This is a genomic window from Gordonia amarae NBRC 15530, assembly GCF_000241345.1.
GTDB lineage: Bacteria > Actinomycetota > Actinomycetes > Mycobacteriales > Mycobacteriaceae > Gordonia > Gordonia amarae.
Window position 1 is genome coordinate 124,350 of sequence record NZ_BAED01000003.1, and the last position, 15,747, is coordinate 140,096.

Annotated in this window: 10 protein-coding genes; 5 read left to right on the plus strand and 5 right to left on the minus strand. The window is 68.2% G+C overall.

Annotation, left to right across the window (positions count from 1 at the left end; translation table 11 throughout):
• Positions 1 to 28 precede the first annotated feature (28 nt).
• The 4 genes from GOAMR_RS00815 to aspS all read right to left on the minus strand — a co-directional run bounded on the left by GOAMR_RS00815 (position 29) and on the right by aspS (position 9,159).
• Complete coding sequence (locus tag GOAMR_RS00815) at positions 29 to 1,018, minus strand: transglutaminase family protein (RefSeq protein ID WP_005181314.1); 990 nt, start codon at positions 1,016 to 1,018, stop codon at positions 29 to 31.
• Positions 1,018 to 3,732: a circularly permuted type 2 ATP-grasp protein gene (locus tag GOAMR_RS00820; RefSeq protein WP_005181316.1), complete on the minus strand. Its 2,715-nt coding sequence runs from the start codon at positions 3,730 to 3,732 to the stop codon at positions 1,018 to 1,020. The genes GOAMR_RS00815 and GOAMR_RS00820 overlap by 1 nt, the downstream gene beginning before the upstream one ends.
• Positions 3,729 to 7,208, minus strand: coding sequence for a transglutaminase family protein (locus tag GOAMR_RS00825; RefSeq protein ID WP_005181317.1), 3,480 nt, complete (start codon positions 7,206 to 7,208; stop codon positions 3,729 to 3,731). Before GOAMR_RS00825 ends, GOAMR_RS00820 begins: the two co-directional genes overlap by 4 nt.
• 157 nt (positions 7,209 to 7,365) lie before the next feature.
• The gene (aspS, locus tag GOAMR_RS00830; RefSeq protein ID WP_040513950.1) at positions 7,366 to 9,159 is read right to left on the minus strand and encodes an aspartate--tRNA ligase; all 1,794 of its coding nucleotides are present in this window, start codon (positions 9,157 to 9,159) and stop codon (positions 7,366 to 7,368) included.
• Between the two features lie 211 nt (positions 9,160 to 9,370).
• Between aspS and ypfJ the strand changes: the two genes are divergently transcribed.
• The 5 genes from ypfJ (at position 9,371) to GOAMR_RS00855 (ending at position 14,718) form a co-directional block, all read left to right on the plus strand.
• Positions 9,371 to 10,243: a KPN_02809 family neutral zinc metallopeptidase gene (ypfJ, locus tag GOAMR_RS00835; protein ID WP_005181321.1), complete on the plus strand. Its 873-nt coding sequence runs from the start codon at positions 9,371 to 9,373 to the stop codon at positions 10,241 to 10,243.
• A 140-nt stretch (positions 10,244 to 10,383) separates the two neighbouring features.
• On the plus strand, positions 10,384 to 10,872 hold the full coding sequence (locus GOAMR_RS00840) for an MTB12 C-terminal domain-containing protein (protein ID WP_005181322.1): 489 nt from the start codon (positions 10,384 to 10,386) through the stop codon (positions 10,870 to 10,872).
• Positions 10,873 to 10,892: 20 nt separating this feature from the next.
• Positions 10,893 to 11,645, plus strand: a complete 753-nt coding sequence (locus GOAMR_RS00845; protein ID WP_005181324.1) for an ABC transporter ATP-binding protein — start codon at positions 10,893 to 10,895, stop codon at positions 11,643 to 11,645.
• Positions 11,642 to 12,499 (plus strand): ABC transporter permease, encoded by an 858-nt coding sequence (locus GOAMR_RS00850; RefSeq protein WP_005181327.1) that lies wholly within the window; start codon positions 11,642 to 11,644, stop codon positions 12,497 to 12,499. The genes GOAMR_RS00845 and GOAMR_RS00850 overlap by 4 nt, the downstream gene beginning before the upstream one ends.
• Positions 12,500 to 12,558: 59 nt before the next feature.
• Positions 12,559 to 14,718: an acyl-CoA dehydrogenase family protein gene (locus GOAMR_RS00855; RefSeq protein WP_005181330.1), complete on the plus strand. Its 2,160-nt coding sequence runs from the start codon at positions 12,559 to 12,561 to the stop codon at positions 14,716 to 14,718.
• 98 nt (positions 14,719 to 14,816) lie between these two features.
• On the opposite strand, the gene GOAMR_RS00860 is transcribed toward GOAMR_RS00855, so the two are convergent.
• Positions 14,817 to 15,671: a hypothetical protein gene (locus tag GOAMR_RS00860; protein ID WP_138943527.1), complete on the minus strand. Its 855-nt coding sequence runs from the start codon at positions 15,669 to 15,671 to the stop codon at positions 14,817 to 14,819.
• Positions 15,672 to 15,747: the final 76 nt, after the last annotated feature.

The following is a 15,747-nucleotide window of genomic DNA, read 5'->3' on the forward strand; positions in this document are numbered from 1 at the left end:
TTGCAGCTGGCGGATTACGGACGATTTATCACACCGGATTCACTGGACTGACGTCGACAGACACCGAAATCTCACTGCGCGTGGAATCGGTGTAGATCACACCCCGCAGCGGCGGCACATCGTCGTAGTCGCGGCCCCAGGCGACCGTGACGTGCCGTTCGTCCACCCATTTGTCGTTGGTCGGATCGAAGGCCAGCCAGTAGCCGGGTTCGGACGGATTGTCGGGATCGGGAGCGGTCCCCTGCACCCACACCGCCGCCCACGCATGGCTGGCGTCGGCGCCATAGATCCGTTCCCGGCCCGGCGGTGGATCGGTCGCGAGATACCCGGATTCGTAGCGGCCGGCCAGCCCGACCGACCGCAGGCATGCCAGCGCGACCCGCGCGAAGTCCTGGCATACGCCCTTGCGGCGTTCGAGCACGGTGTCGACCTTGGTGCTGATGGCCGTCGACCCCGATTCGTAGGTGAAGTCGTGGAAGATCCGGGTGGTCAGATCCCGTACCGCCTCCACGAGCGGACGGCCGGGGAAGAACACCTCGGCCGCGTACGCCCGCACCGCGGGGGTGATCTCCGGCGGGTACAGGTCCATCGAGAACTCACGCAGCACCGCCGACCCCGACAGTCCGGGACGGGCCTGCTCCCACGGCCCCACTGCCCCGGGTGTTTCGAACAGCGCCGGATCGACCGGATCGACCTCCACCAGCGATTCCGACACCACCACCAGCTCACGATGCGCCGAATGCACATGGAAGTAGGCGTCGCTGTTGCCGTAGACGTCCACCCCCGTCGACCGGTCGTCGGGTGCGGGGTCGATGGTCACCGACGCGTTGAGCACCCGCTGATGGACCAGGTCACGGGGCCGCAGATAGCAGCGGCCGTACGACGAGGAGACCACGTCGTTGTAGGTGTAGGACGTCCTGTGCATCACCTGGTACCGCCGGGTGCCCGGTACCTGCTGCGCACCACCGGCCTCGGCGGTGGGCGCGAACGGTGCCGCGGTGTTCTCGTAGGCCGTCATCACCCGCCGCTCCCGCCGGTGAGATCGATATCCGCACCCTGGCCCGCCCAGAGCGGCCGCAGCGCGCGTGGTTGCGCGAACCGGGTCCGGGCCAGCAGATCGGACACCTCCCGGATGCCACCACGCAGCGTCGTCATCAACTCCCCCAGGTCAGCGCGGCGTCCCTCCGCGTCGGCGGCGGTCAGATCGGCCGGGTCGGCACGGCGCAGTTCGGCTGTCAGGTCCTCGACGATGCGCTCGGCGCCCGCCGACCGGACCGAATCGGGCAGCGCCGTCAGATCCCGCATCATCGTGGTGAGCTGGTACACCATCGATCGCGGGTTCGATTCGTCGAACAGCATCAGTTCGAGCACAGCGCCGAGCCTGATCAGGCCGCGGTTGCGCCGCCGGTACGTGACCGACGACTCGTTGGCCACCAGAAACGACTCCAGGAGCGGCTGTTCCAGGTCGGGTTCGCGGACATCGGTGAACAGCGCCGCGGTCAGGTCGGCGAGCGCGATGGCCCGTTCCGCGCGACGGCCCACGTCCAGCAGGTACCAGCCGGGGTCCTGCACCATCGACTCGGCCTGCAGGCCGGACAGGGCCAGCACCGCGAACAGGATGTCGTCGTGCACCGATGCGAGTTCCGGTCCCAGTTCCAGTTGCGGGGTATCCGGGTCCACGTCGGTGTTCAGCATCCGGGTCAGCCGGGAGATGGCCCGCTCGGCCGGCGCCAGCACCATCCAGGTGCTGGTGGTCATCTGGTCGCGGACCGCACGCACCGCCCCCACCAGCCGCATCCGCGAGTAGGCGATGGTGCCGGGCACGTGCCGATCGGCGGTCAGTTTGGCGATGAGGGTCAGAATGTCGGCCGGTTCGTCGCCCGATTCGGTCTCGAGCAGCGCGGCGGTGCCGAGATACCCGGCGGTCCCGGTCATCCAGCCGGTGGCGTGCAGCAGCACCGGCACCACCTTGGGCAGTCCCGCCCACGAACGCCGCTGCAGCTCCTCATACCGGGACTGGCACACCTTGGCCAGCCGGGTCGTGCCGTCGACGCGCTCGAGATAGCGGCCCACCCAGAACAGGTCGGACAGCACACGCGGGCTGGCCACCAGCGAGACCCCGACATGATCGCGCGATGCTGTGGCACCCGATCGCACGGGTGCCGCCGCTGCATCGACGATCTCCGCCGGTTCGGTCCGCGACTGTGTCTTGCGCGAGACATGTCCACCTGATCCGGCGCTGGTCAGCCACACGTCCTTCGCGCCGATCGTGGCCATCGCCCGGCCGGCCGCACCGTCGACGAGCACCGACCCGAGCGCACCCGGCATCACCGCGTACGACTGCCCGCGTGCCAGGCTGAATGCCCGCAACGACACCGGCGCACCCCGGACCTCCCGCGACGACGGCTGGTCGGCTGCGCCGGGCAGCATCGTCGGCGCCGTGGAGTACTGCACCAACGACCGCCCGACCCACTGCCAGTTCTGGGCCTCGATCCGTGCGCGCAACCCGGACAGGGCCGCCGAGCCGCTGAGCGCACCCACGATCTCCTCGCCGGTGCGCACGTTGGTGAGCACCATCGACTCGGCCTCGGCGAGGATCTTCGACAGTCCGCCCGGATCACCGGCCCAGAATGTGGGCACGGATTCGAGCAGGAGCGGCTCGCCGAGGAGTTCGCGCGCCACCGCGTCGAGAACGGTGTGCAGCGCCGGGTTTTCCAGGACGCCGCTGCCGAGGGTGTTGACGACGGTGACATTGCCGCGGGAGATCGCCTCCACCAGCCCGGCCACCCCGAGCTGGGAATCGGTGCGCAGGTCCAGCGGATCGACGAATTCGGCGTCAACCCGGCGCAGCAGCACGTCGACGCGACGGTACTTGCCCAGCGACCGCATGTAGACGGCGCCGTCGCGCACCGTGAGATCTGGCCCCTCGACGAGCGGAATACCCAATGCGGACGCCAGATACGCCTGGTCGAACGCGGTCTCGGACATGCTGCCCGGGCTGAGGACGGCGACTGTCGGATCCTCGACACCGGGCGGTGCGTAGTCGAGCAGCGCCAGCCGCAAAGTCTGCACGAACGTCGAGATCGGCCGGGGTGCGCAGTCCTGGAAGAGCTGGGCGAACGTGCGCGAGAGGATCCGCCGATCGGCCAGCGCGTACCCGATGCCCGAGGGTGCCTGCGTGCGGTCGGCGTACACCACGTGGGTGCCGTCGGCGCGCCGGCCCAGATCCACCGCGTGCAGGAACAGCGCATGCGGGGCCGCGACGTCGAGGTGTGCGGCCTTGCGCAGGTAGCCGGGATGTCCGTAGATCATCTCCGGCGGCACGATGCCAGCGGAGATGAGTTTCTGGTCGTGATAGATGTCGCGCAGCAGCAGGTCGAGCAGCGTCGAACGCTGCGCGATCGCCTTCTCCAGCGACGCCCATTCGGTGCCGTCCACCATCAGCGGCGCGGCGTCGACCACCCAGTCGCGGGTGATGGTGGCATCACCGTCGTACTCGTTGTAGACGATGCCCTCGTCGCGGACCGCACCGGCCAGCCGGTGCGCGGCCTCGCCGAGCCGCCGCGGCCCACGTATCCCGTATCCGGCCACCAGTTCCGACCAGCCGGCCCGGGCTTCGCCCGCGCCGTCCAGCATCTCGTCGTACGACCCGGAACCGGCATCGGCACGGTAACGGTCGAACACCGCGGGCACGGTGTTGCCCGCGACGTCGATGCCAGGTGAAACGGTCACCGAAGAACTGTACGTGCGCGCCTCAGGTCGAGGATGCCGGGGACCCCCGAGTCGATCGCGCTCCGTGCCATACGTTCGCGCAGCACCCCGATGTCGACGTGACCGGCCGTGTGACCGGAGGCCTCGAACCTGCCGTTTCGCCGGGATTCCGCTTCCACGGCGTTCACCGGCGGGCGGTCGTAGGCCCGGCCGCCCGGATGCACGACATGGTAGGTGGCGCCACCGACGGACCGGCCGGCCACCTGATCCACCAGGTCGAAGGTCAGCGGGGTGTCGACGGTGATCGTCGGGTGCAGCGAACTCGGCGGCTGCCAGGCCCGGAACCGGATGCCCGCGACCCGCTCCCCCGGGATACCGGTGGAGCGCAGCGGGATGGGATGGCCATTGCAGGTGAGGATGAACCGGTCGTCCTCACCGCCGGAGACCCGCACCTGTACCCGTTCGACGGACGAGTCGACATAGCGGGCGGTACCCATGCCGGTCGACTCCTCGCCGAGGGTGTTCCACGGTTCGATCGCACCGCGCAGCTCCACCTCGTGGTCGCGGATCTGTACGGTGCCCAGCCGCGGGAAGCGGAACTCGGTGAACGGGGCCAGCCAGGCGGTGTCGAACTCGTAACCGGCCTCCCGCAGGTCCTCGGCCACGGCACCGATGTCGCGGATCAGGTAGTACGGCAGCAGATACTTGCCGTGCAGGTCGCCGCCGTGCCGAATCAGGCGATGACGGTACGGCTTCTCCCAGAACCACGACACCAGCGAGCGCACCAGCAGCGACTGCACCATCGCCATCCGGTGATGCGGCGGCATCTCGAACGCCCGCAGCTCCAGCAACCCGAGCCGCCCGCGCGGAGAGTCCGGGCTGTACAGCTTGTCGATGCAGAACTCGGCACGGTGGGTGTTGCCGGTGATGTCGGTGAGCAGGTGCCGCAGCGCCCGGTCGGTGACCCACGGGTTGGGCGGCGCGTCCCAGCCGGTGCCGGGTTCGCCCTTACTGGCGAGGCGGTCGATCTCGGCGAACGCGATCTCCAGCTCGTACAGCGCCGATTCGCGGCCTTCGTCGGCGCGCGGCGCCTGCGAGGTGGTGCCGATGAACCGTCCGGAGAACAGGTACGACAGGGCCGGATGCCGCTGCCAGTACGTCAGCATCGACACGAGTAGGTCGGGCCGGCGCAGCATCGGCGAGTCGGCGGGCGTGGGACCGCCGAGGGTGATGTGGTTGCCGCCGCCGGTGCCGCCGTGGCTGCCGTCGAGGTCGAAGCTCTCGGTGCCCAGCTTGACGTGCCGGGCATGCTCGTACAGCGATTCGAGCAGATCGGACTGGTGCGCGAAGCTGGTGGTCGGCTGGATGTTGACCTCGATGACGCCGGGGTCGGGGGTGACGGTCAGCGTCGTCAGGCGGGCGTCGCCGGGCGGGCCGTAGCCCTCGATCACCACCGGGAGGTCCGTGGCCGCCGCGGCGTCCTCGATCATCCCGATCACCGCCAGGTATTCCTCCAGGTACGACGTCGGCGGCAGGAACACGTGCAGGACGTCGTTACGCACCTGCGCCACCAGGGCGGTGCGCGGCAGGAACTGGCTCGGGTCGGTCTGCTTCACGATGTGGCCGACGGCGCCGGTCACGTCGTCGGGCAGATCGGGACGGCGTTCGGTGGGGTCGGACTCGAAGATGGTGGGCGCCGGACCCCACGACAGCGAGTTCAGCGGCAGGCGCAGACCGGCCGGCGAGGTGCCCGGGGTGAGCACGATACGGCCGCGGCGCATGGTCCATTTCGCCGACTGCCAGGCCGCGTCGTCGCCAGACCTGTTGAGCGGCAACACATATGCCGTGGGCACCGTGACGGCCTCGTCGAGCTTGGCCAGCAGCGACTGCCGCGCCTTCACCGAGTCGGCGGTGGGATCGAGGTCGTCTGCCTCATCCTCGGGTTCCTCGATGTCGACGGCGGCCTCGGCCAGGGCGAGGTTGTGCTGGGTGATCAGCGTGGGGTCGCCGGCCGGGTCACCGGGCGGCAGCGCCGCCAGCTCACGCATCCGCACGAGCGGATCCTCGAACGCCGGCATCACCTGGGTCGTGGGCAGGCCCAGCGCATCGGCGAAGGCGACCAGCAGGGCCCGGGCCCGCACGTGACCACTGCTCTCCCCCGCCCGCGGCCCCGATGTCTCGGTGTCGATGGTGGCCCGCGTGGCATCCATGCTGGTCCACGGGTCGGCGAGCAGTTCGGGCTTACGCCAGATGGGTTTTCCGTCGGCGCGCCACATCAGTGCGATCTGCCAGCGCGGCAGCGGTTCCCCGGGGTACCACTTGCCCTGGCTGCGCTGGACGAGGCCGTTCGGCGCGTAGTCGGCCATCAGCCGTTCGGTCAGTTTGGACGCCAGCAACCGCTTGTGCGGGCCGTCGGCGGCGGTGGTCCACTCCGGGTCGGTCTGGTTCTCGATCGAGACGAACGTGGGTTCGCCGCCCATCGTCAGCCGAACATCGTTGTCCTGCATCCGTGTGTCGAGCTTGCCCCCCAGGTCGAGGACCTTGTTCCACTGTTCGGGGGTGTACGGCAGGGTGACGCGCGGGTCCTCGTGGAAGCGGGTGACCGTGTTGGAGAAGTCGAGCGTGGCGTGGCACGGGCCGGTCGCACCGGTGATCGGTGCCGCACCCCCGGGGTGCGGCGTGGCCGCGAGCGGGATGTGGCCCTCACCGGCGAACAGGCCGGAGGTCGGGTCCATGCCGACCCAGCCCGCACCGGGCAGATACACCTCGGCCCAGGCGTGCAGGTCGGTGAAGTCCGCGTCGGGGCCGGACGGGCCGTCGATGGCCTTGATGTCGGAGGTGAGCTGCACCAGGTAGCCGGAGACGAACCGGGCGGCCAGGCCGAGGTGTCGCAGCAACGCCACCAGCAGCCAAGCCGAGTCGCGGCACGAGCCGATCGCGCTGGACAACGTGTACTCGGGTGTCTGCACGCCGGCTTCGAGGCGAACGGTGTAGTTGACCGCCGAGCAGACGGCCTGATTGACCGCGACCAGGAAGTCGATGACCCGGGTCTTACCGACGGGCCGGTACTTCTCGGCGAAGACGGCCACCTCGGGGTGGACCGGGGCACCGGAGAACTCGCCCTCGGTGACCCCCACCGGCCGCAGGTAGATCTCCAGGTCGCGACGCAGATCCTCGGGATACTCGAAACCGTAGTTCTCGGCCCAGTCCTCGACGAAGAAGTCGAACGGGTTGATCGCCGTGAGGTCGGCGACCAGACTGACCGTGATCGACAGATTCGTCGATGGTTTCGGAAACACCAGGCGCGCTTGATAATTCGCGAACGCATCCTGTTGCCAGTTGAGAAAGTGATCCTCGGGTTCGATCTTGAGCGAATACGCCTCGATCGGCGTGCGCGAATGCGGGGCCGGCCGCAGGCGCACCACGTGCGGGTAGATCTTGGCGGGCCGGTCGAATGCGTAGCTTGTCCTATGTTCCAGCGAGACCTTGATTGTCATCCGAGCACCTCCACAGTCATGGTGAAAATCTCATCACACAAAGTGTGGGCGCGCTTGGCATGCGGTTAACACCGATCAGGGATCACAGTCCCCGCACACAAACGGGAGGCACCCGCATCTCGGGTGCCTCCCGTTTCATGTCACCACCGGCGGCCGTCTACTCCGCGGTCGCAGGCTGGGCTTCCGCCCGCACAACGGGTTTCGCGTCGATGCCGGACTCCTTGCGCTGCTGCGGGGTGATCGCCGCCGGGGCATCGGTGAGCGGGTCGACACCACCGCCGGACTTGGGGAAGGCGATGACCTCACGGATGGAGTTCTCCCCCGCCAGCAGCGCGGTGATGCGGTCCCAGCCGAAGGCGATGCCGCCGTGCGGGGGTGCGCCGTAGGCGAAGGCGTCGAGCAGGAAGCCGAACTTCTCCTGCGCCTCGTCGTGGCTGATTCCCATGATGGCGAACACCTTCTCCTGCACATCGCGCCGGTGGATACGGATCGATCCGCCGCCGATCTCGTTGCCGTTGCAGACGATGTCGTAGGCGTACGCCAGCGCCGCACCAGGGTCGGTGTCGAGCAGTTCCATCGACTCCGGCTTGGGTGAGGTGAACGCGTGATGCACGGCGGTCCAGGCGCCCGATCCGACAGCCACGTCGCCGGAGGCGGTGGCCTCGTCGGCGGGCTCGAACAGCGGGGCGTCGACGACCCAGGTGAACGCCCAGTCGCCGTCCTTGATCAGCCCCAGCCGTGAAGCGATCTCGCCGCGCGCGGCACCGAGCAGCGCCCGCTGCGCCTTGACCGGCCCGGCGGCGAAGAAGATGCAGTCCCCCGGCTTGGCGTCCACATGCTCGACGATGCCGGCGCGTTCGGCGTCGGAGAGGTTCTTGGCGACGGGACCACCGAGGCTGCCGTCCTCCTGCACCAGGATGTACGCCAGGCCCTTGGCGCCACGCTGCTTGGCCCATTCCTGCCATGCGTCGAGCTGACGGCGCGGCTGCGATGCACCGCCGGACATGACCACCGCACCCACGTACGGGGCCTTGAACACCCGGAACGGGGTGTCGGCGAAGAACTCGGTGCATTCGACCAGTTCGATGCCGAAGCGCAGGTCGGGCTTGTCGGAGCCGTAGCGGCGCATCGCCTCGGCGTAGGTCATCCGCGGGATGGGCGTGGAGATCTCCACCCCGATCAGCTTCCACAGCGCGACGAGGATCTGCTCGGACAGCGCGATCACATCGTCCTGGTCGATGAAGCTCATCTCGATGTCGAGCTGGGTGAACTCGGGCTGCCGGTCGGCGCGGAAGTCCTCGTCGCGGTAGCAACGCGCGATCTGGTAGTAGCGCTCCATCCCGGCGACCATCAGCAACTGCTTGAACAGCTGCGGCGACTGCGGCAGCGCGTAGAACGTGCCGGGCTGCAGGCGTGCGGGCACCAGGAAGTCGCGGGCGCCCTCAGGGGTCGACCGGGTGAGGGTGGGGGTTTCGATCTCCACGAAGTCGTGGTCGGCCAGCACGCCACGCGCGGCGGCGCTCACCTGGGAGCGCAGCCGGATCGCCTTGGCCGGGCCCTCACGGCGCAGATCGAGGTAGCGGTGCCGCAGGCGTGCCTCCTCGCCCGGCGACTCGTCGAGCTGGAACGGCAGCGGAGCCGACTCGTTGAGCACCTCAAGCGATACCGCGTTGATCTCGATCTCACCCGAGGCCAGGTTCGGGTTCTCACTGCCCTCCGGACGTGCTTCGACGACGCCGGTCACGGCGATGCAGTATTCGGCGCGCAGCCGGTGCGCGGCCGCCGCGACGTCCTCGTTGCGGAACACCACCTGCACCAGTCCCGAGCTGTCACGCAGGTCGATGAAGACCACGCCTCCGTGGTCGCGGCGGTGCGCGACCCAACCGGCGACGGTGACGGTCTGCGAGGCATCGCTGCGGCGCAACGATCCGGCGAGGTGTGTGCGGAGCACTGGGGGTCCTTCCGAGAGGTCGGTACTTCGTGACGCCCGCGAACGGTGGTTCGCCGGGGTCGCAACAGGCCCTTCCATGGTGCCGCATCCGCCGCTCAGGGCCACAATCGCCTCCGGATACACCCCGATACCCCGCCGCCGCGCGACGCGTTGCGTGTCATCCTTGGTTTCCTGTGCGTCGGCGGGCACTTGTCATGCCATGATGATTCCCGTGACTTTCAGGGGCAGTGGATCCATCGAAACCGGCAATGTCTCCGGCGGCGGCGGTGGCGGTGGCGGCCGTGGGCGAATCGCACTAGGCGGCGGCGCCGGCCTGCTGGTGACCATCGTGGCGCTGCTGTTCGGCGTCAATCCCGGCGACATCATGGGCGGGGGCGATAGCGGCGGCGGCGGTCAGGACACCGCAGTCGTGTCGGAGATCGACAAGCAGCTCCAGGCGTGCACCTTCGAGAAGGCCAACACCGACACCCTGTGCCGTATCAAGGCCACCACGGTGAGCGTGGACAAGGTGTGGACCAAGCTCCTCGACGGCTACACCGAACCCAAGACCACGATCTTCTCCGATTCGGTCAACACCGGGTGCGGCGCCGCGTCGTCGTCGACGGGCCCGTTCTACTGCCCGGCCGACAAGACCGCCTACTTCGATCCGACGTTCTTCAACATGCTGGTGAAGATGGGCGGCAGCGACGGCCCGCTGTCACAGATGTACGTGGTGGCCCACGAATACGGACACCACGTACAGAACCTCACGGGCGCTTTGCAGAAGGGCAACCAGATGGGTTCGCACGGCGCCACGTCCGGTTCCGTGCGCACCGAGCTGCAGGCCGATTGCTACGCGGGTGTGTGGGCGTTCCACTCTGACAAGGGTGACGACGCGCTGCTCGAACCGCTGACCTCTGATCAGATCGCGACGGCCATCCAGACCGCGCGGGCGATCGGCGACGACACCATCCAGGGTTCCAGTTCCAACCCGGAGAGCTGGACCCACGGTTCTGCCAAGCAGCGGGTGAAGTGGTTCAGCACCGGCTACAAGAGCGGTGACCCCAACTCCTGCGACACGTTCTCCGCCGGCAATCTCGGCTGAGCCGCGCGCCGGGTCAGCGCGGTGGGTCACCGGAATGGCGCAATCTACACAGTTGTAACTTAGGGTTGACTAAGCTACTGCTCCTTTATACGGTTCACGCAATCATCCAGTGATTCATCATGTGAACAAGGGAGTGTGTGATGCGGCATGTTTTGCGCGCGGTGACTGTCGGATTGTTCGCGGTGCTCATGTCCGCCGGGCTGGTGTCACCCGCCTCGGCCGACGTGTCCATCCGCAACGGCAAGGTTCCGGACCTGTATGTCCGGTCGGCCACTCCGAGCGTCGCACAGGTCGAGCGGCAGTACGCGGCGATGTGGAACCCCAACCTGCCGATCGGCCCCAAGTACGAGGTGAGCCTCAACGGCGGCAACCCCACCGTGCAGAAGAACCTGCGCCAGGCCATGTCGATGAGCCGCACCTACGACTACTTCTCCATCCAGGGACGCGTCCTCGGCAAGCCCACGATCAACGGTAACCGGATGACCATTCGTGGCACGGGCGTCATGGCCGGCTTCCCCGCCCAGTCGTTCACGTACTACTACGTCCGGCAGAACGGGCTGTGGAAGTTCGACTGGAAGGCCAACTGCAAAGCCAGCGGCTGCCAGGGCGTCACGAACTGGGGCTACTGAACGCCACAGCGGGCGCGCCGGTGACCCCCACGCGGGGGATCTCCGTGTCGGGAGTGTCCAAGCGTTTCGGCGACAACCAGGTCGTCGACGATGTCACCCTCGGTGCCGGTGCCGGTTCGCTCACCTACCTGCTCGGACCGAACGGCGCCGGTAAGACGACGGTGCTGCGCATGATCGCCGGCCTGACCACACCGGATGCCGGCATCATCACCGTCGACGGCTGCCGGTTGCGTGATTTCGCGCAGGTCAAACGCGCCGTCGGGTTCGGGCTCAATCCGTTCGCACACAACCCGAAACACTCCGCGCGCCAACATCTGCGCTGGCAGGCCAGGCTTGGCGGTATTCCTCTCACCGACGCCGACCGGGTACTGGATCTGGTGGGCCTGGGTTCGGTGTCGGGACGGCTGACCGGACGGTTCTCCTACGGCATGCTGCAGCGTCTCGGCATCGCCACCGCACTGCTCGGCGATCCCCGGTGCGTCGTCCTGGACGAGCCGGCCAACGGTCTCGACGTCGAGGGCACGCTGTGGCTGCGCGAACTGTTCGGGACGCTGACCACGCGGGGCAAGAGCCTGCTGGTGGCCTCCCACAGCCTGTCGGAGGTCGAGATCACCGCGGACCGGATCATCATCATGGGCAAGGGCCGCATCCTGACCGATGCGGACCGCGATGAGGTGCTCGCCCTCGGTACCGGGCCGCGCCGGCTGGAGTCGGCGTACGTGGAGATCACCCGCACCAGCGTCGACTACGTGGGCGGCGGTTCGTCGCGATGACGCACCGCAGACCGGACGGCACCCTCACGCCGGCCCTGCCCGACATGGCACCCGGGTCGGCGATCGTGGTGACGCACCTGCTGCGGGCGCTGCGCGCCGAACTCGGCAAGCTCAGCAGCCGCAGCCCCTTGTGGTACGCGGTGATCCCCCTGGCGGTGCTGATCCCGGCGGGGCTCAATTTCGGTATCGCCAAGGCCGCGCAGCTCAACAAGATCGACGGCAGCGGCGGCATGGACACCAACAACGCCGCGTACTGGATCATCGTGTTCTCCACGTTCATCCTGATGACGGGTGCGGTGACCTCGTTCTGCGGTGAGTTCCGGGACGGCACAGCGGAACTCGAGTTCGCCGTCCAGCCGCGCCGGTGGCTGCTCCCGGTGGCCAAGCTCATCGTCTTCGGCGGCATCTCCGGCGTGGTCGCGCTGGTCACCACGTTCGGCATCATGTGGGGCTATCACGCACTGTTCCCCGATGTGTGGGGTCGCGTGGACGTGCTCTCCTACGACGGCGTGCGGCTGTGGCTCGGCACACCACTGCTCACGGTGCTGGTGGTCGCGCTGGGCCTCGGTCTGTCCGCGCTGCTCCCCCGCCCCGGTCTCGTGGTGATGCTCATCCTGCTGTGGAAGTTCGGGGTGGAGAAGTTTGTCGAGTTCCTCCAGGGCGACTTCGGGATCCTGCTGCAACGCTGGTCTCCGTTCCGCAACGCCGAGATCGGCGCGGGCCAGATGGTGACGTTCGACAGCCCGTTCGGTGGTGCACTCGGGTCGATGCTGTACTTCGCGGCAATCGCCGTGGGGTTCTTCGTGATCGGGACCGTACGCCTGTCGCGGGGCGATCTTCGCGGCAGCGACTGAGCCCGTACGGCGTTTACCGTTCTGATTACAGTAACCAAGTCGGCGGCTAGGCTGGCGCCATGTCACTGGCGATCACCGACGACCACCGGACCCTCGCGGAGACCTCTCGCGCGTTTCTCGTGTCGGCGCACGTGCGCGCCGAGGCCCGCGGGCTCCTCGACGCACCAGCCGAGTCCCTCCCGTCGTTCTGGCCTCGGATCGCCGAATTGGGCTGGACCGGAATCCATCTCGATGAACGGTATGGCGGTGCGGGCCTGGGCCTGAGCGAGCTCGCGGTCATCATCAACGAGGCCGGGTACGAGTGCGCGCCCGGTCCGCTGCTGCCCACGGTCATCGCGTCGGCGATCGTCTCTGTCGCCGGGGACGACGCCCAGCGTGACGCGCTGCTTCCGGGATTCGCCGATGGCACCGCCATCGGCGGGGTCGGCCTGCACGGCTCGCTCGACCGGTCGGGTGAATCCTTGTCCGGTGACGCCGGCGTGGTCCTGAGCGCGTCCCTGGCCACCCATCTGCTGGTGGTCTCCGGCGCCGACGTGCTCATCGTGGATGCATCGGCAGACGGTATCGCCATCGCCACCGCACCGAGTTTTGACCCGACTCGTCGTTCGGCCCGGGTCACATTCACCGACGTCCCGCTCTCGAGAGTCTCGGTCCTGGCCGGTGCGGCGGCGACGGCGGTGGCGATCGCCCGCACCCTCACCGCGGCGGAGGCCGCGGGCGGTGCCGCCCGGTGCACCGACGACGCCGTCGCCTACGCCAAGATCCGCAGCCAGTTCGGCCGGGTCATCGGCACGTTCGGACCGGTGAAGCATCACTGTGCCAACATGCTCAACGCCGCCGAACTGGCCGCCGCTGCGGTCTGGGATGCGGCTCGCGCCGCCGACGACGATCCCGGCCAATTCGTGATCGCGGCAGCATCGGCCGCGGCACTGGCTCAACAGGCGTTCATCGACAACGCCCAGCGCACCATCCAGCTCCACGGCGGCATCGGTTTCACCTGGGAACACGACGGGCATGTGCTGCTGCGCCGTGCTTCCGCGCTCAGTGCCTTCGCCGCGCCGGCCGTCGCGGCCGAACACGTCACCGCGCTGGCCGAGGCGGGTGTGGTGCGGCAGGGGCGGCTGGACCTGCCCGCCGAGGCTGAGTCGATCCGCACCGAGATCGCCGGCCTTATCGCCCCGATCGCGGCCGCCCCGGTCGATGAGCGGCGTCGGCTGCTGGTCGATGCGGGTCTGGCGATGCCGCACTGGCCCACGCCGTGGGGCCGGGCCGCGGGCGCCGTAGAACAACTCGTGATCGACGAGGGGATGGCGCGCGCGGGAGTCCGCAAGGTGCAACTTTCGATCACCGGATGGGTTGTGCTGTCGGTGATCTCGCACGGTACGCCCGAGCAGATCGAGCGGTGGGTGCGGCCCGCGCTGTACGGCGAGACAATCTGGTGCCAGTTGTTCAGCGAACCCGAGGCCGGGTCGGACGCCGCCTCGGTGCGCACCCGGGCCGTCCGCTCGGACGGCGGCTGGATCGTCAACGGACAGAAGATCTGGACGAGCGACGCACACAAGGCCGCGTTCGGTCTGGCGACGATCCGCACCGATCCCGACGTCCCGAAGCATGCCGGGATCACCACGATGGTCATCGACCTCAAGGCACCCGGGGTCACGATCGTGCCGCTGCGCGATGCCGGCGGTACGACACTCTTCAACGAGGTCTACTTCGACGACGTGTTCGTCCCCGACACCGATGTCGTCGGTCCGGTCAACGAGGGCTGGCGGGTGGCCCGCTCCACCCTCGGCAACGAGCGGGTCACCATCGGCGGCGACGGTCTGACCGCCACCATCGATCCGCTGCAGGCCTGGCGCGACCGCACCGTCGAGGTCGACGGCGCCCGGCGGCGCACCGGTGAGCTGGTCGCACAGAAGCAGGCACTACGGGCGATGAACCTGCGGCGCGCGCAGCGCGCGGTGATCGGCGGCGAACCCGGTCCGGAGGGCAATGTCACCAAGTTGCTCACCGCCGAACACGGCCAGCGCGCACTGGATCTCGCGATGGAGCTACAGGGGCCGGAGGCCGCGCTGGCCGACGGACCGGCCGCGATGACGTCGATGCTGTACGTGTATGCCCGGCAGAACACCATCGCCGGCGGCACCTCGGAGATCTCCCGCAATCAGATCGGCGAACGCATCCTGGGCTTGCCCCGCGACCCGCTGCTGCATCAGTGATGCCGCGAGCTGTATCCATGGGATCCTGATGCCTCTCGACGGAGGTCGCGGCGCGGTTTGAGTCGTTTACGCCGATAAGCGACCCACATTGCACGGACCTATCGTGTCGACGGGGCGGTCCGCACAAATCTGAACACAACGGTGTTGAGGCCGCATGGCAGCGGTTCGATTGCCGCGACCCGCAGCACGTTGCGGGTGGTGTCGTAGTCGACGCCTTCGGATTCCCAGTCGCCGGCGCAGGCGCTGCGGCCGCGTAACGGCAGCGTGAGTTCGGGCGACAGCCGTGCCGGGGTGACCGCACCGCCGAGTGGCGTGGTCAGGTTGACCGCGTGCAGGGTTTTCACCGCGCGGTCATCATCGATGCACAACAGCTTGCGTTCGGTGACGAAGTCGCAGGACTGAATGTCGCCAACAGTCCGGTCGAAGCGGATCTCGCCGATGTACCGGATCGTCGAACCATCAGGCTGCCCAACGGGATTGGCGAACACCAGTAGCCTCCGCTGCTGCTCGAACTCGCCGGACACCAGGTACTTGCCCGACGGCGAGACGGTGGCGAAAGAGTTGTTGGCCTTCTCCCCCGGCCGTACGCGGTGAAAGTAGGAACGTGCGCGTCCGGCGGCATCGGTCACCACGTACAGCTTCTTGCCAGACGTCAGGTTCTCGTAGGCGTCATAGGTGCGTCCGCCGTGGATGTCGTGGTCCCCGATGTGCGACCACCCGGCGAGCGCGAGGTCGGGCCGGATCGAGGTGTATCCGCGGACGGTGAGGCGCCCCGACGACGTGGTGGCCAGGCCCTGATTGGCGTCGACGCTGGGATGGTTCGAGGCTCCGGCGAGCCGCCATCCTGGCGCCGCGTGTGCCGCGGGTGCGGCACTGAGGGCGACCGCCGCCAGCGCGGCGGTGACCAGTCCGGTGAATCCTGCCCGAATCGTCGATCGACGTCGCAGTGCCATGCCCATGAACTGTAGTGGCCCATGTCACTGCCATCAGAGGTACCCTGGGTGCCATGCGCAAGCGACGATGACCTTC